The sequence below is a fragment of the Pauljensenia sp. 20925_1_34 genome (assembly GCF_041432775.1).
Taxonomy (GTDB): Bacteria; Actinomycetota; Actinomycetes; order Actinomycetales; family Actinomycetaceae; genus Pauljensenia.
Genome location: NZ_JAPWAG010000024.1, coordinates 14,151 through 36,263, shown reverse-complemented (window position 1 = coordinate 36,263; position 22,113 = coordinate 14,151). Strand labels below are relative to the sequence as shown.

The following is a 22,113-nucleotide window of genomic DNA, read 5'->3' as shown; positions in this document are numbered from 1 at the left end:
AGTCACCCTTCCAGCAACACGTAGTGTCCTATAACCCAGAACCTAGACCGGGCATAACAAAACCGCCCGGCCCCAACTGGGGCCGGGCGGCAATGGCGGTAGCGCTGGGATTTGAACCCAGGGTGGCTGTGACACCACACAGCATTTCGAGTGCTGCACCTTCGGCCGCTCGGACACGCTACCTTACCCGGATACTCTACTACACGACCCCCCCGACTACGCAAATCGACCACCTACGCTGGGAGCAGAGCCACACTCCTAAGCCCCGAGTCCGCGCACCCACACGCACAAGCCGCTACGCGATCGCTTCCAACTCACCACGACCACCACGACCACCACGAACGTCAGGCAGTCCCGGCAAGGACTGACAGTGCTCGGCAACGCTCCGGCAGCAGTTGCGACCACATCCAGGAGCATCCGAACAACACTCCACTCTCGCCCACCACACCACAGGCCCCCACGCAACGCTCGAAGAAGCAACCGCGCGCTTGCCCCGAACCCGGACATCCGCACCAACACCAGGACCCGATAGTGAAGGCTTACCTTAATGACACCCCGTTCATCATTGGCTCGGCCACACGATTGCACTACGCTGGCAGGGTACCTATTCAACGCAGCGAGAGGAATATGCGTGTCTGCGCCACATGCGACTAAGGAGACGTCGCTCAAAGAACTTACGCTACGCGGCATTATCATCGGCGGAATTATCACGCTGGTGTTCACGGCCGCGAACGTGTACCTGGGCCTGAAGGTTGGTTTGACCTTCGCGACCTCGATCCCGGCGGCTGTCATTTCGATGGCAGTGCTGCGTTTCTGGGGGGACCACACGGTCCAGGAGAACAACATCGTTCAGACGATTGCGTCGGCGGCGGGCACGCTGTCGGCTGTCATCTTCGTCCTCCCTGGCCTGGTGATTGTGGGCTGGTGGACGGGCTTCCCCTACTGGCAGACCATGTTCGTGTGCGCCGTGGGCGGCACGCTGGGCGTCATGTATTCGATTCCGCTGCGCCGCGCGCTGGTGACAGGGTCGGATTTGCCATACCCGGAGGGTGTGGCCGGCGCTGAGATCCTGAAGGTCGGCGACGCCCAGGATGCGGGCGAGGACAACAAGCGAGGCCTCCTGGCGATCACGTGGGGCGCCGTTGCGGCGGCCACGATGACGCTGCTGGGCTACCTGAAGGTGGCGGCTTCCGAGGTGGGCACGGCTTTCAAGATTGGTTCGACGGGCACGATGATTTCGACGTCCCTGTCGATGGCGCTGATAGGCGTGGGCCACCTGGTTGGCATGACGGTGGGCGTCGCGATGCTCATTGGCATGGTCATCTCCTACGGCGTCCTGCTGCCCCTGTACGCGAACGGCCAGCTGGAGGGCGCGGGCGACCTGACCGACGCCCTGTCGACGGTGTTCAAGTCGGACGTGCGTTTCATTGGCGCGGGCGTCATGGCGGTCGCGGCCGTCTGGACGCTCATTAAGATCATGGGCCCCATCGCCCGCGGCATGTCGGAGTCGCTGCGTGCCTCGCGCACAGCTCAGGACGGTGGCGCACAGATCGACCGCACCGAGCAGGATATTCCCGGCAAGTGGGTCATCGTTTCCATCTTCGTGGCCATGATTCCGATCGCGGGCCTGCTGTGGTGGTTCATGCGCGGCACGCAGATTGAGCACAACACGGCGGTCCTGATCGCGATTTCGGTTCTCTTTATCCTGCTGGTGGGCCTGCTGGTCGCGGCGGTGTGTGGTTACATGGCGGGCCTGATTGGCTCGTCGAACTCGCCGGTGTCGGGCGTTGGCTTGCTGGTTGTCGTCATCACGGCAGTCGTCATTCTGGTGGTGCACGGACGAGGCTCCACGACGGAGGAGAATACGGCGCTGATCGCGTACACGCTGTTCACGTCGGCGATTGTGTTCTGCATTGCGACGATTTCGAACGATAACCTCCAGGACCTCAAGACCGGCCAGCTCGTGAAGGCGACGCCGTGGAAGCAGCAGGTTGCTCTGGTGATTGGTGTTGTCTTCGGCTCGCTGATCATTCCTCCGGTCTTGCAGCTCATGCAGAACTCGTTTGGTTTCCAGGGTGCGCCGAGCGCCGGCCCTGACCCGCTGGCGGCGCCGCAGGCCTCGCTGATTTCCTCGCTCGCCAAGGGCGTCCTCGGCGGCGGCATCGACTGGAATCTCCTGGGCCTCGGCGCAGCGATTGGCGTCGTCGTGATCATCATCGACGAGGTTCTCCGTAAGGTGAGCGGCGGCAAGCGCGCGCTGCCTCCGCTGGCGGTGGGTATGGGCATGTACTTGCCGGCGTCGCTGACGATCATGATCCCGATTGGCGGCATGATTGGCTTCTCGTACAACCGTTGGGCGGCCAAGCAGGCGGATCCGGATCGCGCGGTGCGTTTCGGCACGCTGGCGGCGACGGGCCTGATTGTCGGCGAGTCTCTGTTCGGTGTCGTCTATGCGGGTATCGCGGGCGCGACGGGCTCGGAGTCGCCGCTGGCGCTGCCTTTCATCGGCGATGGTTTCGAGCCGGTCGCCACCGTCATCGGCATTGTCTTCTTCGCGGGTGCGACGTCGATGCTCTACCGTTTCGCGCGCAGGATTACGCGCGACGCGGATCGCGATTCGGCAGCGAAGGCAGCCGAGTAGGCCGCTGAGGGCTGACCTGATCGCCGACCTGTCCCCGGCCTCGTCTATCATGGACGAGGCCGGGGTTCCTTATGCGCTCGCCCGGGCCACGAGGCCGGGGTTCGTGATGCGCTCGTCGCCTGTCAGCGGGCGCGAACTTGTGCCCATTCGGGCGGCCAAAAATCTCACGATGTGAACACCGAGTGTCTTTGACAGCTGAGAACTAACTGCATGTCAAGGCATATTTGACTGCATTCCAGCAAAATTGATGCTTTGCTGACTAATTGAATAATGATACTTTAATAACATGAGACACATCCTGGAACCGGACGTCACGTGGCTGCGGGACCCAGGGGCGTCGGTGAACCGTTTGACGGTGCACGCGACGTGGAGGTCACGCAGGCCACTCCAGCTGCTCTCAAGCACCTGGCAAGTTACCGGTGCCACTGGCACCGCCTCGGAGCTCATTGAGAGGGCTCCTTCTTATCAACATTTCGGCGCGACATCTGTGCCCGGCATCCTCGAGCTGGACGGCTCGTGGATACGCGGTGAGGGTCAGGCCCGCGAGGAGGACGCCTCCCGTGTCGGCGACGAAGAGCCCTCCGACCTGGTGCGCGCGTCGATTCTGCGCCGCGAGTTCATCTGTGACGCCCCCCTGAAGGAGGCGGTTGAGCGCGGCTGGATGATGACCGTGACCTTCGGGGGTTTTTCGGGCCCTCTCTACGCGTGGGTTGATGGAACGTTCGTTGGTTTCTGCGCGGACGGTTTTATTCCTGCTACCTTCGACGTGACCGGCGCGTTGCAGCCTACTCACTCGCATACGCTCGTCGTGTTGCTGATGGATTCGCCGGTGTGCTGCCACGGTTTGTTCCGCGAGGTGTCGCTGGAAGCGCGCCCGCCCGCGCACATCGTGGATCTCGTGCCGGTGGCTTCCCACGATAGTCGCGCGGGCGCGCTAACGCTGCGCGTCGAGACCACGGGTGGGGTCGAGGTTCACGCCGCGCTCGTGAACGAGACCGAGCAGAAGAGGCTGTGGTCGGCGGTCGCTTCTCCTGATGAGGTTGTGACCGCGCGGGGTCTGGACGTGATCCCGTGGAGCGCCGAGGAGCCGGCGCTGTACCGGCTGATTGTGACGCTGCGCGACGAGGAGGGGGTCAAGGACACGGTCTCCCTTGACCTCGGCTTCCGCGACGTTGAGACGACCTCCCAGGGGGTGAGCCTGGCGGGCAAGGCGCTGGCCCTGCGGGGAGTGACCCGCAACGAGTGCGACGGGCGCACGGGCCTGGCCGTCAACATCCCGGAGATGCTCGACGACATCGTGTGGTGTAAGCGCCACGGCGTCAACACGGTCGTGATCGCTGACGCGCCCGGGCACGCCCGATTCCTGGATCTGGCCGACGAGTACGGCCTGTACGTCATCGACTGCGCGTCAAACCTGTACGGCCCGGGGGTGGCACGCGACGAGGCCATCGAGGCCGCGATCCGTCGGGATCGCGCGCACCCGAGCGTCATCGCCTGGGCGATCGGGGACGAGGAGGACGAGGTCCGCGCCGCCCACGCTCTCGATCCGACGCGCCCGGAGTACTCCCAAGCGCGTTTCCCGGACCTGCGCAAGGTGCGAGGCGAGGAGTTGCACTACGCGCCGGTGACGGTGGCGCCCTCGTATTCGGGGGTGACGGTACGCAACCACATGACGTTCACGTCCACGTCGGATCTGGAGTTCCTGTGCCGCGTGGTCGAGGAGGGCCACGAAACGTGGGAGCACTCGGCCTCTTTGAACGTTGAGCCGGGCGAGACGGGTTTCCTCCCGGTGCCCTGGCCGTCCTCGGGCATCCGCGAGGTCTCGGTGCGTCTGTCGTACAGCACGGGCTGGGCGTCGGCGGGCTTTGAGATCGCGCACGGAAGCTTGGTGATGTAGCGCGCGCCGCGTCGAAGGCGCGCCGAAGCGCGGACGTGGGGGTGACTCGAACGAGTCACCCCCACGCCTGTGTATGAGCGACGAGGCCGTGGCCGGGAATCGGGGAGGCCCCGCCGAAGGCGACGAAACCCGGGAAACCAGCCCGGGCCTCGTCGATAGCAAACGGCCGCTTAGCGGAACGCCGCCCCCCTGCGCGGGATCGTCGGCATGCCGAGCATGACCGAGCTGGACCCGCCGCACGACGCCGGCTCTTCAACGTCCACGAGCTGGAGAACCTCGCTGTCGCGCGCCTCCGGGTCCTGCAGGGCGGTGGCCAGCATGAGCTTGATGCGGTTGAGCTGGTTGACCTCGGAGGCGCCGGGGTCGTAGTCGACGGCCACGATGTTGGCCTCGGGGTAGCGGGTGCGCAGCGCCCGGAACATGCCCTTGCCGACGATGTGGTTGGGCAGGCACGCGAAGGGCTGGGCACAGATGATGTTCGGGCAGCCGTGTTCGATCATGTCGACCATTTCGGCGGTCAGGTACCAGCCTTCGCCGGCCTGGTTGCCCAGGCGGGCGATGTCCTGGGATCGCTCGATCATCTCTTCGATGGGCCGGTGCGCCTCGAACTTGCCGTTCGTGGCGGCAAACGCGCGGTGCACGGGCTTCTCGTACTTCTTGAGCGCCCAGAGCACGATCGGCATGATGTAGCGCTGCTTGCCCTCGATGCCCAGGTTTTCCTTGTCCCACGCGGCGGTGGCGACGGAGTTGTGGAAGAACTGCATGAGGCCGGGCAGTTCGGCCTCGCAGCCCTCGGCCTCAATGACGTCGACGGCGTGGTTGTTGGCGTCGGGGTGGAACTTCACGAGGATTTCGCCGACGAGGCCGACGCGCGGCTTGCGGGGAATGTCGCGCAGGGGCAGGGCGTCGAAGGCGCGCACGCATTCGCGGATGAGCTTCCCGTAGGAGGTGCGTCCGCCGAGGGCACCGACGCGTCCCGAGGTGATCCACTCTTGGACGTATCCGTCCCACGTGCGGTACAGGTCCATCGCGGAGCCGGGGGTGGCCTCGTAGGGGCGCACGCGCAGCAGCATCGACTGGATGGCGTCGCCGATGACGAAGGCCTGGATGGCCTTGTGGATGTGGGTGACGCCCAGGCGGAAGCCCGGGTTGTCCTCGAAGCCCTGGACGGACAGGGCAATGACGGGGACCTGCGGGTATCCGGCGTCGCGCAGGCCCTTGCGCAGCAGGGCCGCGTAGTTACTGGCGCGGCACATGCCGCCCGTCTGCGTGATGCCCACGGCCGTGCGGTCGGGGTCGGCGCGCCCGGAGATGAACTCGTCGAGGAGCTGGCCGATGACGACGATCGCCGGGTAGCACGAGTCGTTGTTGACGTATTTGAGGCCGACCTCCATGGAGGTGCGGCTCGTGTGCTCGAGGACGCGCACTTTCAGCCCCGCGCTCGCGAACAGCGGGGTGAGGAAACGGAAGTGGATCGGGGACATCTGGGGGGCCAGGATCTCGTAGCCGGCCTCGCGCATCTCCTCGGTGAAGACGGCGCGCGGCTTGATGTGCCCGGCCTCTTCCTCGCGGGCGGCGTCCCCGGAGGGGTCGCGCAGGGTGGCCGTGTCGACGGAACCCGACACCAGGCCCACGGACGAGGCGGGGGCCAGTCCCGCTCCATCCGCGCCGTTTTCGCCGTCCCCGGCCCCGGCCTCGTCGATCGCGGAGGCGAGGGAGGCGCGCTCGGTGATCGCCGCGTCGAGGGAACGCAGGCGAATCTTGGCGGCACCCAGGTTGGAGACCTCGTCAATTTTCAGGACGGTGTGCACGTCGCCGCGGCCTTCGAGGATCTCCTGGACCTGGTCGGCGGTGATCGCGTCGACGCCGCAGCCGAAGGAGTTGAGCTGGACCATCTCGAGGTCGGGCTCGTCGCCGACGCGGGCGGCGGCCTCGTAGAGGCGCGAGTGGTAGGACCACTGGTCGAGGACGCGCAGGGGTCGCTCGAGGCGCGCGTCGATGATGGAGTCCTCGGTGAGGACAGCCATGCCGAGGCCGACGATGACCTCGGGGATGCCGTGGTTGATCTCGGGGTCGAGGTGGTAGGGGCGGCCCGCCAGCACGATGCCACGCACGCCGTGCTCACGCATCCACTCGATGGTTTCGACGCCCTTCGCACGGATTTCGGCCTTGACGGCGGCGTCCTCCTCCCAGGCCTTGTCCAGGGCGGCTTTCATCTCCTCGACCGGGATGTCGTAGCCGTACTCCTTGAAGGTCTTGGACAGGTGGGCGGGTAGGTACTCGCGGTTGCCGAAGTTGACGAAGGGGCTGATGAACTTGGTGCCGGGCTCCGCCAGGCGCTCCATGTTGTTGCGGATGACCTCGGGGTAGGTCGCCACGATGGGGCAGTTGAAGGAGTTTTCGGACTCGGTGAGCTTCTGCTCGAAGTCGACGCAGGGGTAGAAGATCGTCGTGACGCCCTTGTCCAGCAGCGATTCGATGTGCCCGTGGACGAGCTTGGCCGGGTAGCACACGTTCTCCGAGGGGATGGACTCCATGCCCGTCTCGAAGAGGTCGTGGTTGGAGCGGCCCGAGATCATGACGCGGAAGCCCAGCGCGGTGAGCATCGTGAACCAGAACGGGTAGTTCTCGTACATGCCGAGCACGCGCGGGATGCCGATGTCGCCGCGGAACGCCTTCTTCTCGGTGAGGCGACGGTATCCGAAGATCCGCTTGTACTTCCAGTCGTAGAGGTTGGGCAGCTCCGACTTCTTGGGCACGCGCTCCAGGGACGCGCCGCGCTCGCAGCGGTTGCCGGACACGTGACGCTCGCCGTTGGAGAACGTCGAGATCGTCATCTGGCAGTGGTTCTGGCACAGGCGGCAGGTCTTGCGGGTCGTGTCCACGCTGAAGCCCTCGAGGGCCTCGATCGTGGCGAGGGACGAGGTCCCCTCCCCCGTGTCGTGCATGCGCGCGGTCAGGGCCGCGCCGTACGCGCCCATGAGGCCCGCAATGTCGGGGCGCACGACCTCGCGACCGGTGAGCAGCTCGAAGGCGCGCAGCACCGAGTCGTTGAGGAAAGTGCCGCCCTGGACGACGACGCGCTCACCCAGGTCCGAGGGTTCCTTGAGCTTGATGACCTTGTAGAGGGCGTTACGCACGACGGAGTAGGACAGGCCGGCGCTGATGTCGCGCACGTCCGCGCCTTCCTTCTGCGCCTGCTTGACGGAGGAGTTCATGAACACGGTGCAGCGGGTGCCCAGATCCACCGGGGAGGAAGACTCCATGGCCATGCGCGCGAAGGACCGCACGTCGGTGCCCATCGTCTGCGCGAAGGTCTGTAGGAAGGAGCCGCAGCCCGAGGAGCAGGCCTCGTTGACGGAGATGGAGTCCACCGCGTGGTCGCGGATGCGCAGGTACTTCATGTCCTGGCCGCCGATGTCGATGACGGAGGTGACGCCGGGGCAGATGAACTCGGCGGCCCGGTAGTGGGCCATCGTCTCAATCTCGCCCTCGTCCATGGTGAGGGCAGCCTTGACGAGGCCCTCGCCGTAGCCGGTCGCGCACGAGCGGCCGATCTCGCAGCCCTGCGGCAGCGCGCCTCGCACGGCCCGCACGATGTCGACGGCCGCGGCCACGGGGTCGCCCTCGTTGGAGGCGTAGTGGGTGAAGACGATGCGGTCCCCGGAGTCGATGACGACGGCCTTGATCGTCGTGGAGCCCGCGTCGATGCCGAGCCAGCAGCGCCCCTCGGCCTCGTCGAGGCTGGCCTTGGGGATCACGTCGAGGCTGTGGCGGGCGATGAACTCCTCGCGATCCTCCGGGGTGGCGAAGAGCGGGTCCATACGCGGGGACTCGACCTGGACGGGGGCGGCGGCGAGGCGCTCCATGAGGGTGGTGAGCTTCTCGCCGCGGGTCTCGACGGAGGTCGCGCCCGCCTCCTCGGCCTGGCGTTGTTTTTTGGCGGCCTCCTTCTGCGCGAGGAGGGCCGCGCCGATCGCGACGTAGAGCTGGGCGTCGTCGGGGGTGACGAAGGAGTCAGCCTTGGGCAGGAGGGCCTTGTAGGCCTCGCGCAGGGCGGGCAGGAAGTGCAGGGGGCCGCCGAGGAACATGACGGTTCCGCGGATCGGGCGCCCGCACGCCAGGCCTGCGATGGTCTGGGTGGCGACGGCGTTGAAGATGGAGGCGGCCAGGTCCTCGTGGGCAGCGCCCTGGTTGATGAGGGGCTGGATGTCGGACTTGGCGAAGACGCCGCAGCGCGAGGCGATCGGGTAAAGCTGGGTGTGGCGGGTCGCCAGCTCGCCGAGGCCGGAGGCGTCCGTGTGCAGCAGGGTGGCCATCTGGTCGATGAAGGCGCCGGTGCCGCCCGCGCAGGTGCCGTTCATGCGCTGCTCGGGGGTGGGGTGCAGGTAGGTGAGCTTGGCGTCCTCGCCGCCCAGCTCGATGACGACGTCGACCTCGGGGTGGAGGCGCTGGGTGGCCTCGGTGCCGGCGATGACCTCCTGGACGAAGGGGATGCCCATGGCGCGGGCGGTCGTCAGGCCGCCGGAGCCGGTGATGGCCGCGTGGACGCGGGCGCCGGGCAGGGCGCGCTCAACGTCGGCGAGGAGGGCTCCCAGGGATGCGCGCACGTCGGCGTTGTGACGACGGTAGTCGGAGAAAAGGCGACGGTTTCCATCCAGAACGACGGCCTTGACCGTCGTCGAGCCGACGTCGATGCCGAGCTGGTAGGGGCGCGCTGCCTCGTGATGGCGCTGCGTTGTCATGGGACCTCCTAGAATCACCCAACAACATAGGTCGCAGGTGTTGTCACGTCAAAGGTATGGCTACCCTGATGCGGACCGGCCACTAAAACGGCATAGATCCGGGGAAAATCACCAGTGAACCCGCGTCCATCCGGCGAGAGGCGGGCGACACATTCGATGAGAATTACAACATGTGAAGCGTTGCAAAATTAAACCCTTCGGCAAAAACCCCGCACCGGCCTCGTCGCGAGAGCGCATGTGAACCCGCTCAGTGGAGAGTTAACCCGACAGGTGGCACCCGCAACCCCTCAATGCGCACGTTAACCCCTTAGGTGGAGCATGGGCAGGGGTGCCCACGCTCCACTAGTAGGGCCCAGCTGCGCATTGAAGGGTTAACACAGCCACCCATCGGGCCCAGCTGCCGCAGCTCACGTGATGAAACAGTCCCTCACAAGGCCCGACGCGAGTAGGCCACCCGATGAGCGCACCGATCAGGAGCCGACCGCGACGGGGATCGCCCGAACTTGGGTGGCCTTGACGCTGACCCAGAGCGAATCACCAACGCCGAGGCCCAGGTCGGCCCATGCGGACGCGGTCACGCGGGCGGTCACGACAACATCCTCCGCGAGCGCAACACGCACGCTGACGAGGGAGCCCGCGACATCGACCCCGGCGACGACGCCGGGCAGGACAGAGCGCGGCGAGGCGTGGGCTTCCTCGCGGGACAGGGCCACGGCCTCGGGCGGGAAGGTGAGGGCGACGCGGCCACCCCGGGCATTCTCCCCGGAAGCGGCGGAATCGTCCGCATCGCCAGGCGACACGTCGACGACACCAACACTGCCTGAGTCGGACCCAGACAGGTCGGCCGCCCACAGCTCGCCCTCGCCGACGCGCACGCCGACCAGCCCGGACCTCGCCAGGGCGTGGCCGCTGACGATGTTGAGCCCCGCCAGGCGCGCAGCGAACACGGATGACGGCGAGGCCAGCACGCGGGCGGGTTCGCCCTCCTCGACGACGCGCCCCTCCCCCATGACAATCATGCGGGAGGCGAGGGCCAGGACCTCGGCGATGTCGTGGGAGACGAGCAGGGTCGTGATTCCCGCACCGGTGAGGCGTTCGCGCAGAACGGCGGAGACCTGGGCGGTGGCCTCGACGTCGAGGGCGGCGGTGGGCTCGTCGAGGATGAGGACGTCGGGACGGAAGACGAGCGCGCGGGCGAGGGCGACGCGCGCGGCCTGCCCGCCGGACAGGTCAGAGCCGCGGCGGTGAGCAAGGTCGGCGATGCCGACGGCCCGCAGCTGCTCGAGGGCGGCGGCCCGGGCCTGCGCGCGCCGGACGCCGCGTACGCGCAGCGGGAAGGCGACGTTGGCGACCACGCTCATGTGGGTGAAGATGCGCGGGGCCTGGCTGACCATGGCGACGCCGCGCCGCCGCGCGGGCACGAAGGTGGCGGCATCGTCGACGACGCGCTCCCCGATGCGCGCGCTCCCGGAGTCGAGCCGCAGGGCCCCGGCGACGACCTGCGCGAGGGTGGACTTTCCGGCGCCGTTGTGCCCGACGACGGCGGTGACGAGGCCCGGGCGCAGCCGCGCGTCCACCGCCCAACCGCGCTCATGGACGCATCCGTCGACGTGGACGGGAACGCTACCCGCGGTCTTGGAGTCCGTGGGGACGAGGCCGTGGCCGCCTCTGGCGGACAGGGGCTCGTCGGTGGGACCGGGCCCCGCACCCGAGGCCGGGAGATGAGCGCGGACAAGCCCCGGCCTCGTCGATGCCAGCCGCGAACGCACGAGAGCAGCGAGGTGCCCCCATGGGGTTTCGGTGAGCGCGACGACGAGGGCGGCGACGCCCAGCAGCACGACGCCGAGGGCGAGGGCGAGGGCGGCGTCGGACTCGCGGGCCAGGTAGATCTGGAGGGGCATCGTGCGGGTGACGCCCTGCATGGACCCGGCGAAGGTCAGGGTCGCGCCGAACTCGCCGAGGCATCGGGCCAGCGCGAGGGCCGCTCCGCGCCCGAGGCCGGGCAGAACCGTGGGCAGGGTGATCTGCCAGAACACGCGCGTGGGCGAAGCACCCAGGGAGGAGGCCATCTCGTCGAGGCCCGGCTCGCGGGCGCGCAGCGCGGATTCGAGGGTGACGATGAGGAAGGGAAGGGAGACGAAGACCTGGGCGATGACGACCGCGGTTGTCGTGAAGGCAATGTCGAGGCCGGCGCCGGTCAGCAGCGCGCCCAGCGTTGAGCGCCTGCCGAAGGCCGACAGCAGCGCGATACCGGCGACGACGGGCGGCAGCGACAGGGGCAGGGCCACCAGGATACGGGCGGCGCGCACGCCGCGCCACGAGCGCGAGAGCAGGAGGGCCGCCGGAACCCCGAGGAGCAGGTCCACTCCCAGGGCCACGCCGCACGTGCGCAGGGAGAGGGCGAGGGCGGAGGAGGCCTCGTCGGTGGCGAGCGTCGAGGCCAGCGCCGCCCAGTCGACCCGGCCGAGCATGAACGCCAGGGGCAGGGTCAGGAAGCACAGGGCGAGGCCGCCGAGGCCCCCCGCCCACAGCGGCAGGGGGCTGGCGGCTGGGGTTCGACGCGGCCGCACGCGACGCTACTTGTTGACAGGCGTGAAGCCGGCCTCGCCGAGCAGTGCCTGGCCTTCGGGGGACAGGACCAGGTCGATCCACTTCTGGCCGGCGTCCTTCTTCGTAGAGGCGGTCACGAGCGCGATGGGGTACTTATTGACGGCTTCGTCGGCGCCCGCGATGTCGATGGTTTCGACGGCGTCGCCTTCGGCCAGGGCGTCGGTCTTGTAGACGATGCCTGCGTCGGCTTGGCCGGAGGAGACCTTACCGCGCACGTCGGTAACGGCCTGTTCCTCGGAGACGGGGTTCAGGGTCACGCCGAGCTTCTCGGTGAGGGTCTGCGTGAGCTTGCCGCAGGGGACTTCGGGCGCGCAGATGACCAGCTTGACGCCGTCGAGCGAGGAGTCGAGGCCCGTGACGCCGGCCGGGTTGCCGGGCGTCGTGATGAGGGTGAGGCTGTTGGACGCGAAGAGGGTCTGCGCGTCGACCTGCCCGGCGTCGGCGGCTTTCTTCATGGTGGACTCGTTCGCGGTGGCCAGGACATCGACGTCGGCCCCCTCGCTGAGTTGGGCGACCAGGTCCTGCGACCCGGCGAAGTTGAAGCGCACGTCCACGTCGGGGTAGGCGGCCTCGTAGGAGGATTCGAGCTCCTCGAAGGTCTCGGTCAGTGAGGCGGCGGCGTAGACGTTGAGGACGAGTTCGCGGGAGGGGACCTGGGTATCGTCGGACGAGGCCGTGGTGTCGGCCTGCGGGGTCGTGTTTCCTGAGCAGGCGGCCAGCGCCAGGGCGGCGGCGCCGATGACGGGGAGGATACGCGGGGAGCGCACGAGCATCTCCTTTTGAGAGGGAATTGAACGACATTAATCTAACAATGGTGTGAGCAAGGGGCAACAGGCACCCTCACCTACACCAATCATCGTCTGAAGGTAGCGCCATTGCGCCGATAACCACTCCCCCATTTGAGCGTAGCCAAACCCTTTTTAATGAGTGTCCGACGCCCGACAAACCCCCACACCGCCCAGCCAGGCGCGCGCAGACCGGCTCACCCGGCAATTGCCTCGGACCCAACGGGCATAAATCGCGCGACCCCGCCCACACAACCGCCTCACCCGCAGACAAGCAAGGGACTAGGATCACACTCATACGCACGAATATCCACACGGAGGACACCATGCCCACGCCAGTCGACTACGACCTGAGCCAGATCAGCACCCACATCATCATCTATTCGGACCGCGTCCACACGGGCGCAAAGGAGGATCGCACGACCCCCGCGTGCGTCGTCGCGCTGGCCGAGGCGGGCCTCGGCCCGGTGTCGATCATGACGACTCCCGAGAGTGACACAATCCTCGAGCTCGAGGTCCGCAACGCGCTTGAGGCGGGCGCTCGCTTCATCCTGATCTTGGGCGGATCGGGCTTCGGGGTCGGCAACTACGCGCCCGAGGTGGTCCGCTCGATCATCGAGGTCGAGATCCCCGGCATCGCCGAGCAGATCCGCGCCCACGGTCTGGCCAACACCCCGCTGTCGCCCCTCTCGCGCGAGGTCGTGGGCGTGACCGCGCGCGACGCCTCGGGCGCGCTCATCATCTCCTCGCCGGGTTCGCGCGGCGGCGCGCTCGACACCCTCGAGGTCGTGACGCCTCTCCTGCCCGCGATCTTCCACCAGCTAGACGAGCAGCGCTGACCTCAGCTATTCCCCACCCCCTCCTCGCCCACGCCCCCCAAAAGTCGCACGTAATTTGGTTCCCCTTAGTTTTCTAAGGTATCGAGATTTCCGCAGAATATCAACGATGCGATTTCAAATCTTGAAAGGTTTACATGGAAATTACGTGCGACATTTGTGGGGAACCATGGCCGGGACAGAGCAAGAGACGAGGCCGTGGCGGCCACCGCAGCGAGGGCGAGGATGGCGGTGCGATAGGGGCGTGACGACATCTGAGCTGCCTTTCGTGCGGGAATGATGTCTTCAAAGCACAGCGAGGAGCGCCGCTCACCTGCGTTTTCAGCGGTGAGCGGCGCTTCGTCAGAATCTCCTGCAATGCCCGTGGGGCGTGTCAGGAAGCGTATCCGGTCCAGTGGCCGTTTTATTCAGAGTGTCGTGGCGACAGCTGGTCGAGCCATGCGATCAACTCAGGCATATCGCTCCAGGGCGCCTCGTCCCACGCTGTCGCACCCTGCGCAAAACTCAACCGCCTTTGTTGCACCCGTGAACAGGCCTCGTCGGTTTGATCGATAAGCCACTGAGGAATTTCCGTTGCTTTCTCATAAGCTCCCCGTTCCCACTTGCTCTTGAGTTCCTCAACGACAGCACTTGCGGTCCGGCTCGAACAGACGTCCGCGCAGTGGTAGACGAACCACGCCTCAATACAGGGATTCGACAGTGCCACTGCGCGGAGATACCCACTGACCCCAGCCAACCAGTTCTCCAGATCATGAATATGGGGGGCGTTATCATCCACGTCACAGACGATCCAGGCTCCAGCAGCACCATCACGCCCAACATCATCAGCCTTCCGCTTGATACTGACGATGAGATTCTTCAGCGACGACTTGTCTCGATTGCGACAGAAATCGAAGGCGAAAGCTCCCCGATAGCGCCACTGGTTGAGCGCCTTCAGGTATTCCCTCTCCGTTGCCCCCTCGACGGCGAGAATAACAACTGGCCGAGGGGCCTTATCGAAGGATTTCCCTCGTTTTCCCCGAGAGGAGTGCCTCGTCGGCGCCTGCTTCTTCTTACCCATGACGCCCCCTAGATCCGTGGGACGCCACCGAGGCGACCCGACATGTATATCCGCGGTAGGTCACTGCCCTTTCGAAGCACGTCGGAAGGAAAGTCAGTCAGCCGCGTCAATTCAGACCGGTGTTCGTTCTTCTCGACCAGCCAAATCTCATCGCGCCGCAGCAGGTCGGCACGCAGGAGGTGGAGCTCGTGCGTCGTAAAGATCAGCTGACGCTTCTCGCCCGGCCCCGATGAGTCAAGGAACAGCCGAAGCAGCTCCTCCGTCAGCTTGGGATGAAGAGAATCTTCGAGTTCGTCGATCAGGTAAACCCCCGAGTGCTGGCTTTTTCCCGCCCAGTACAGGATGGGCAATAGATTCAGGTAACGAATGCTCCCGTCGGATTCCTGCTCGAGAGGAAGACGAAACTCGTGAGCACCGTCCTTATGGACGGTCACGAGGCGCTCGTACACGACGTCACCATCATCACCGAGCCGAGCACGAAAAACAGCCCCGCTTTCAGCAGTAAGGTATGCTTCGGAGGTCTTGTCGGTCAGCTGATCTTCGATCTCTTCGAGAACCTTGTCTTGTGCCGGAACCTTGTCCCGAGGAACGCTCGTGTAGCAAATACCTGAAATACCGGTGTCGGCAACCGTCAACCCCTGCCCGACGGCAGCACGAAATGCATCATCGTGGGCAATCTGCTGAGGCATGAGGATGTAGCGCGCGCCTCTCCCCACAATGGTGAGGCGTTTAAACCAGTCGATGACAGAACCCAGCAGGCTGTTCTCATCGTCGACCAAAGCTGCATTGAAGCAGGTCTCGAGGAACAGACGATTGGGCTGGACTGTCTTCGAGGCGGCATCGAGCGACGAATCATCTTCCAGATCACCATAAAGAGCGATGTCCTGCCCCTGGCGCACGAAGACCGCCTCCTCGTCTTCCGAGCGCAGGCGGTAGAGGACTTCCTCGACGATTGCATCCGCATTGAAGGCTACCTCGTAGTAGACGATGGCCTTTCGATCCGAGGTCGTGTCCTGCACATCCAGGACGATTTCGACCCCAATGACGCTGGGCCGATCCGTCCCGAAGAGCTGATGCGGGTGATAGTGCAGGCGCTGCCCGCGCTTGCGTGGCTCGCGCAGCATGACCTGCAGGTGAGCCAGGGCATCGAGCAGGGTCGACTTTCCCGCTGCGTTTGCACCGTAGATTGCCGCAACGGGCAGGACACGGGACTTTCCGTCACGATAGAGAGTCCCACCGTAGCGACTCTCCTTCCCCGCAATCATCGTAAAATCAACCGGCTCAGAAAAGGACTTCCAGTTGTCGAGGTGAAGGACCCGCAGCATCGCACTCTCTCTTTCCGAATTAGATGCAAAAATTCTACATCTTCTCAGGAATGAATTCCGGGTGCTCTACGCCACCCACCCCCTTTGAACAATCAACACACCACGAAAAACGCTACATATAAGCGCCGCCCGGCCGCTTCCATGTGCGGCCGGGCCGGCGCCCAGGCAGGATATTCGCGAAGAGATCCTCGACTCGTCAGGAGGCGTATCCGATCCAATGGCCCGAGGGGTCGAAGGTAGATCGCCGCCCGTCGATGTTCCGGGCTCCCGCGGCCATGGCTCCACTGGCGGGGTCCATGTAGTACCAGGCGCCGCCGTCGCGCAGCCAGCCGGTGCTCAGCGCGCCGGAGGGGGCCAGGTGGTACCAGGAGCCGCCCACTCGGATCCAGCCCGAGGCCATGGCTGCGCTGGCGGGGTCCATGTAGTACCAGGTCCCGCCGCTGGACACCCACCCGGTCGCGGCGCGGCCTGCGCTCAGGTAGTACCAGGAGCCGTCGATGCGGGTCCACCCGTTGCCCGAGGGGTGGCCGTCGGCGTCGAGGTAGTACCATGCTGTGCCGTCGTTGATCCACCCTGAGGTGGCCATGGCGCCACTCGCGCCCAGCCAGTACCACTGGCCGCCGCTACTGAACCAGGTAGACGAGATCATGGCGCCGGTCTCGTCCACCCGGAACCAGTGCCCGCCGTCGCTGACCCAGGCCGAGGCCTCGGCGCTGGGCTTGCCCGCGAAGTAGTACCAGGAGTGGGAGGGGGCATGCCACCAGCCGGTCGTGGCGGCGGGGCGTCCGGCCTGGAACCACCAGGCGCGCGGGGTTTCGCCGTCGTATTCGTGGCCCCAGGAGGCGCTTGTCAGGTCGTTGGTGGTGATGCCGGAGGGGGCGAAGGTGGTGATGAGGGAGGGGATGCGGCCCCTTTCCCACAGTTCTTCCATGGGGACCCACAGGTCGGAGCCGTGGATGACGTCGGTGGTGAGGCGATCGGGGCTGAGGGTTTCGGAGCCGGTCTGCACGATCATGGAGGGACTCAGGGCCGCCATGAAGGGTTCGAAGTTGGAGCTGCGCTGGCCGTGGTGGCCCGCTTTGAGCAGGTCGACGTGGCCGACGGCGGAGGCGACGCGCGCCTCGAATCCGTTGTGGGTTACCCAGTCGGCCTCGGTGTCCATGAGGTCGGCGGCTAGGAAGGCACTGTGCCCGAAGGCGGTGACTTTGGCGCCCCACCCCATGAGGTTGGCGTCCGTGGTCCCCTTCTTCTTGTAAGTCTCCTCGGGGTCGAAGGGGATGATCTGGACATCCATGTCACCCAGCTGCACGTGCGTGTTGTAGCCGTCGACGTGCTGGATGAGCTGCGCGCCGTAGGTTTTCCGGGCCCACGTGGCGGCGTTGATCATGTTGTCGTAGATCCACTGGTTGTCCCACAGTCCGTTCGGGTTCGTGATCCACTTGTCGGAGTATTCGGGGCTGAAGATGGCCTTGGGCCGGAAGGTGCGGATGATGTCGTCAGCGTTGTCGATGTGGTCGGAGTGGGCGTGCGTGCCCAGGTAGAACGCGAGGTTGGAGGAGGTGACGCCGTGATCGCGCATATAGGTCAGGACCCAGTCGGTGTCGCCGCGCTCGGCGGGGGTGATGCCGGGGCGCAGGGGGTAGCGAGGGTCGGAGCCGTCGGGTGCGCCGACGCCTTCGCCGCCGTCGATCATGCCGAAGACGCCGCGCGATTCAAGGAGGATCGCGTCTGCTGTGCCCGTCGTGGTGATGATGTGGATGCGGGTCGGGCCGTTTGTTCCGGGATAGGAGAGGACCGTGGCGCTGACCTGGGTTTCGGTATTCGCTTCCTGAGAGTCGCTGGGGGCCGCGAACGAGGCCGGGGCGAGGCTTGCCGCGACGAGTCCTGACAGGACGGTCATACCGATAAAACGCAGTACTTTGCCGTGATAACTGTTCACGTGCACACCTTGAAGACATGTTTCGACTAAAAGCTGACCACGTCAATCTACACCCGCACACACGTTACCGACAAATCATAAGGTGTGTCAAGTTACTAAACAGCCTAGCAACAAGGTTTCACGAGAATGACTCCATTCTGTCAAACAGCCCGCGAAAGCCCAGATGACACCGCCGCAAGCGCGCAATGGCGCCGCTCTCTAACAGGCCGGTCAGCCATCCCGACGGCACGCGGAGACACGACGAAGGCTCCACTTGGCCCGCCACCCACACGCCCGACTCACGCCAGTCGTCCCACGTCAGGGGGCAACACAGCATCCGATGACAGCACCACCAGACGACGCGCCCCGCAGGCACCACCACGTTCAGGAGGCGTAACCAACCCATCGGCCCGAGGACGAGAACAACGAGGAACGCCCGTCGATTGACACCGTGCCGGTCACCATGACGCCGGCGGAATCCATGTAGTACCAGGCGCCACGATCATCGACCCAGCCGGTGCTCATCGCACCGTTTCCACTCATGTAGTACCAGCTGCCTCCTGAGTTCAACCAGCCGGTGGCCATGGCGCCGGAAGGCTCGAAGTAGTACCAGCGATCATCGACCTGGACCCAGCCCGTGCGCATCGCGCCCGTGCGGGAATCCATGTAGTACCAGGTGCCGCGATCAAGCAACCACCCCTCAGTCATACGCCCGCCGGTCAGGTAGTACCAGGAGCCGGACTCCCACATCCAACCGCTTCCGGCGAGACGCCCGGATGCATCGACGTAGTACCAGCCCGTTCCATCGTTAACCCACTCGGAGGTCGCCATCGCGCCACTGGCCCCCATCCAGTACCAGGATCCGCGGTCATATACCCACGCCGAGGCCTCGGCGGAAGGCTTGCCCGCGAAGTAGTACCAGTAGCCTGAGCGCCCCTGCCACCATCCGGTCGTCGCCGATGGGCGCGCTCCCTTGAACCACCAGGCCCGCGGAACAACCCCGCCATATTCGTGCCCCCAGGACGCGGCCGAGAGATCGTTATAGGAAATGCCCTCGGAGGTGGTGAAGGTAGCGACGACAGCGGGGATGGAACCCGCCGACCATAGTTCCAGGGTTGGCGCCCATGATGCATTCCCGCGGATAACACTGTCGGTGAGATTGTCGGGAGTAAACCACTTCGGGCCCGTCTGGACGATCATGGAGGGACTGAGCGCCTCCATGAACGCAGGGAAGTTCGAGCTCGACATCCCGTGGTGCCCGGCTTTCAGTAGGTCGACGTGCCCGACAATGGGGGCGATGCGATCCTCGTAACCGCCCCGCGCCTCAAGGTCCGCCGCCAGGTACGCGGAGCTTCCAAACGCGCTCACTTTTGCCGTGTAGGCGATCAGGTTCGCGTCGCGCACGCCGACTTTCTTGTAGTTTTCGTCCGGATCGACGGGGATCAGCTGGACGTCCATGTCGCCGAGCTGGATGTGCGTATCGTCGTCGTTGACGTGCTGCATGACGGTCGCGCCGTACGTGGATGCCGCCCATCGCGCGGCGGTCATCATGTTGTCATAGCACCACTGGTTGTCCCATAGGCGTGACTTGTCCGTGATCCACTCGTCGGAGTATTCGGGAGTCAGGATTACCTGTGGGTGAAACTCGTAGATAATGTCATCGGCGTTGTCGATATGGTCGGAGTGCGCGTGCGTGCCCAGGTAGAACGCCAGGTTCGAGGAGGTGACGCCGTGGCGCCTCATATACCCGAGGACCCACTCGGTGTCACCCTTGCTCGGGTCTTCGATTCCATCCCGCCACGGGTAGCGTGGGTCGGAGCCGTCTGGCGCGCCGAGACCTTCGCCGCCGTCGATCATGGCGAAAACACCGCGCGATTCGAGGAGGATCGCATCCGCTGCCCCCTGCGTCGAGAGGAAGTGGATGCGCGTCGGCCCGCTCGCGCCGGGGAAGGTCAGGACGTGGGCGCTGCCCCCTTCCTCCGCCCTCTCCTCGGACGAGGCCGTGGCCGCGTCAGCAGAATCAGCGTCGCGGGCACTCGCCTGGTCCACGGCAGCAGAGCCGCTCTGAGCTTCCTCCTCGGATCTTGACACCTGCGAGTCGGCAATGCTGGAATCACTCTGCGCCCCCTGCTCGTCAATAGGGGCCGCGCGGGCGGCTGGGGCAAGAAAAGTGGCAACGATTCCTGACACTATGGTCAGTCCGAGTCGCTGACACCAATGTCCGTAACGAAGATTCATGAGCGCACCTGGGTGGGATGAAAGGCCTTGACACTTACTCTCTAAACCTATACCCACTCAGGCATTACTGACAAATCATCGGTCGAAGTATGACCCCCACCAGGCCAGATCCTCGGGCGTATCGACGTCGCGACACACGTCCGCGCTCACGTCCACCCGCTCCAGCGTCAGGGCGCGCAGGACACGGCGCACCCCCATGCCGCGCACGCTCCCGTGCCGCGCCACGGCCTCGTCGATAACCCGGCGCAGCGCGCCCGCGCGGTAGACGCCCATGAGGTACTGATCGAAAGGCTCGGGATCCCCGCCGCGCATGATACGCCCGTCGCACCCCGGACCCGCAGGATCGCGGAGGAGCCCGCGCAGGACCTCGGCGATGCCCGGGCAGTCCACGGACACGACGACCACCCACGTGTCGGCCCCCACGGACAGGGCAGCCAGTCCCGCGTCGATCCCGGCGAGGGGACCTCCGCCAGGCGGGTCCTCAAGAGTCCGCCCCACGCCGACAGGCACGCGCACGGTCGGCGGAACGACGGCCACCACGCCCGCCTCAGCCACCTCGCCCAGGGCCGCGCACACGCGGTCGATCAGGCGCACACCGCCCAGCACCAGGTCAGGCTTGGAAACGCCACCCAGGCGCTCACCGCCCCCACCGCCGACGACCATCGCCGCCAGCTGCGCGCGGGGCACGCCCGTGCCGTACGACAAGGCCGCCCCCACGCCACTCACTCCCACGGCGCGAAGGTCAGCACGTCCGTACGCTGCGTCGCCGCATCCACCATGAGGACGCGGCCGATAAGCGGCTCGCCGAAACCGACCAGCACCTTGATGGCCTCGGTCGCCATGGTCGTGCCCGCCTGGCCGACGACCGGGCCCAGCACGCCCACCTCGGGCGAGGCCGGCGTCGCCCCCGGGGGAGGCTGGACCGGGTGCAAGCTCCGCAACGTCAAGGCCGGGACGGGAGCGGGCGCGGCGGACCAGAAGACGCTGACCTGGTAGGCCATGCGCACGACCGTGCCCCACACGAGGGGCACGCCCGAATCCGCGCAGTAGTCAGCCACCAGGTACTTCGCGTCGAAGCTATCCGTGCACTCGACGATCAGGTCCCACTCGTGCCCATGCTCATCCAGCCACTCGCGCGTCACATGCCCGAAGCGCTCGAAATGCACCATGGAATTGAGACCAGACAGGTGACGCACCGCCGAATCCGGCTTCGGGATCCCCACGTCGGCCTCGCCGTGCAGGAGCTGGCGCTGCAAGTTCGACGTATCGACCACGTCGGAGTCGCAGATGCCGATCGTCCCAACGCCCGCCGCCGTCAGGTACAGCAAGACGGGCGAGCCCAGGCCGCCCGCGCCCACCACGAGAACACGCGAAGCCGCCAGACGCGCCTGACCCGCCTCGCCGATGCCGGACACCAGCCAATTGCGTCGGAAACGCTCCAACGCAGGATCCCCGGCCTCGTACGCGACGGGCGCACAACGCAGCGGCACCGCGACCGAGCGGCCAAAGACCGCCGCGTCGCGCGTGTACGGGTCGCCAATCGTCATCGTTTACAGGCCCGACCAGTTGTGGGAACCGTCGGTCAGCTCCTGCTTCTTCCACACCGGCAGCTTCGCCTTGACTTCCTCGACGATGCCCTCCACCGCGCGGAACGCCTGGGCGCGATGCTCGGCGGCCACCGCCACCACCATCGCATCCTCGCCGATCCCGAGGTGTCCGACACGGTGCCACGCAACGATGCAATGCACACCGGGCCGATCCGCGAACTCGCCGACGATCTCGCGCAAAATCTGCGAGGCGGACGGATGCGCCGAATACTCGATCGCGTCCACCCCTTCTCCCCCGTCGTGGTTACGCACGGCACCGATGAAAGACGCGACCGCACCACACGTGTCGCGGCGCGCACTGTCAATCAGTGAGCCCGAGTCGAGGGGGTCGTCAGTAATACCTGTTGCAATCTCTGCTGACATGGGATCCTCCAAGAACGGGAGATGATTACTGCCATTTTACGTGGAAACGGCCCGGATTTTATGTAAACCCTGACCGTTCCACGCAAAT

At 65.7% G+C, this 22,113-nt stretch carries 13 protein-coding genes and 1 tRNA gene; 3 read left to right on the top strand and 11 right to left on the bottom strand.

Translation table 11 applies throughout. The features are described 5' to 3' along the window. Positions 1–93: 93 nt before the first annotated feature. A tRNA-Ser gene (locus tag O3669_RS08670) sits at positions 94–183 on the bottom strand. 448 nt (positions 184–631) lie between these two features. Here O3669_RS08670 and O3669_RS08665 point away from each other — a divergent pair. Both O3669_RS08665 and O3669_RS08660 read left to right on the top strand, forming a co-directional pair. Next, positions 632–2,641: an OPT family oligopeptide transporter gene (locus tag O3669_RS08665; RefSeq protein ID WP_371524398.1), complete on the top strand. Its 2,010-nt coding sequence runs from the start codon at positions 632–634 to the stop codon at positions 2,639–2,641. Positions 2,642–2,927: 286 nt separating this feature from the next. Next, the gene (locus tag O3669_RS08660; protein WP_371524397.1) at positions 2,928–4,538 is read left to right on the top strand and encodes a glycoside hydrolase family 2 TIM barrel-domain containing protein; all 1,611 of its coding nucleotides are present in this window, start codon (positions 2,928–2,930) and stop codon (positions 4,536–4,538) included. 170 nt (positions 4,539–4,708) lie between these two features. Here the strand turns inward: O3669_RS08660 and O3669_RS08655 are convergent, their stop codons facing one another. From O3669_RS08655 to modA, 3 genes are all read right to left on the bottom strand, one after another. Then, the gene (locus O3669_RS08655) at positions 4,709–9,283 is read right to left on the bottom strand and encodes an acyl-CoA dehydratase activase-related protein (RefSeq protein WP_371524396.1); all 4,575 of its coding nucleotides are present in this window, start codon (positions 9,281–9,283) and stop codon (positions 4,709–4,711) included. 470 nt (positions 9,284–9,753) lie between these two features. After that, complete coding sequence (locus tag O3669_RS08650) at positions 9,754–11,853, bottom strand: ABC transporter permease (protein ID WP_371524395.1); 2,100 nt, start codon at positions 11,851–11,853, stop codon at positions 9,754–9,756. A 6-nt stretch (positions 11,854–11,859) separates the two neighbouring features. Continuing rightward, positions 11,860–12,660, bottom strand: coding sequence for a molybdate ABC transporter substrate-binding protein (gene modA / locus O3669_RS08645; RefSeq protein ID WP_371524394.1), 801 nt, complete (start codon positions 12,658–12,660; stop codon positions 11,860–11,862). A gap of 344 nt (positions 12,661–13,004) precedes the next feature. Here modA and O3669_RS08640 point away from each other — a divergent pair, with 344 nt between their 5' ends. Further along, the gene (locus O3669_RS08640) at positions 13,005–13,517 is read left to right on the top strand and encodes a molybdopterin-binding protein (protein WP_371524393.1); all 513 of its coding nucleotides are present in this window, start codon (positions 13,005–13,007) and stop codon (positions 13,515–13,517) included. A 400-nt stretch (positions 13,518–13,917) separates the two neighbouring features. Here O3669_RS08640 and O3669_RS08635 read toward each other — a convergent pair whose 3' ends face one another. The 7 genes from O3669_RS08635 to O3669_RS08605 all read right to left on the bottom strand — a co-directional run bounded on the left by O3669_RS08635 (position 13,918) and on the right by O3669_RS08605 (position 22,025). Further along, positions 13,918–14,574 (bottom strand): RloB family protein, encoded by a 657-nt coding sequence (locus tag O3669_RS08635; RefSeq protein ID WP_371524392.1) that lies wholly within the window; start codon positions 14,572–14,574, stop codon positions 13,918–13,920. Positions 14,575–14,582: 8 nt separating this feature from the next. Further along, positions 14,583–15,899: an ATP/GTP-binding protein gene (locus O3669_RS08630; protein WP_371524391.1), complete on the bottom strand. Its 1,317-nt coding sequence runs from the start codon at positions 15,897–15,899 to the stop codon at positions 14,583–14,585. 196 nt (positions 15,900–16,095) lie between these two features. Continuing rightward, positions 16,096–17,838 carry an MBL fold metallo-hydrolase gene (locus O3669_RS08625; protein WP_371524390.1) on the bottom strand — a complete coding sequence of 581 codons (1,743 nt, stop codon included), beginning with the start codon at positions 17,836–17,838 and terminating at the stop codon, positions 16,096–16,098. Between the two features lie 363 nt (positions 17,839–18,201). Then, complete coding sequence (locus tag O3669_RS08620) at positions 18,202–20,055, bottom strand: MBL fold metallo-hydrolase (protein ID WP_371524389.1); 1,854 nt, start codon at positions 20,053–20,055, stop codon at positions 18,202–18,204. Positions 20,056–20,130: 75 nt separating this feature from the next. Then, positions 20,131–20,718 carry a molybdenum cofactor guanylyltransferase gene (locus O3669_RS08615; RefSeq protein ID WP_371524399.1) on the bottom strand — a complete coding sequence of 196 codons (588 nt, stop codon included), beginning with the start codon at positions 20,716–20,718 and terminating at the stop codon, positions 20,131–20,133. A 59-nt stretch (positions 20,719–20,777) separates the two neighbouring features. Next, entirely contained in the window at positions 20,778–21,602 is an 825-nt protein-coding gene (locus O3669_RS08610; RefSeq protein ID WP_371524388.1) for a ThiF family adenylyltransferase, read from the bottom strand. A 3-nt stretch (positions 21,603–21,605) separates the two neighbouring features. After that, positions 21,606–22,025: a molybdenum cofactor biosynthesis protein MoaE gene (locus tag O3669_RS08605; RefSeq protein ID WP_371524387.1), complete on the bottom strand. Its 420-nt coding sequence runs from the start codon at positions 22,023–22,025 to the stop codon at positions 21,606–21,608. Positions 22,026–22,113: the final 88 nt, after the last annotated feature.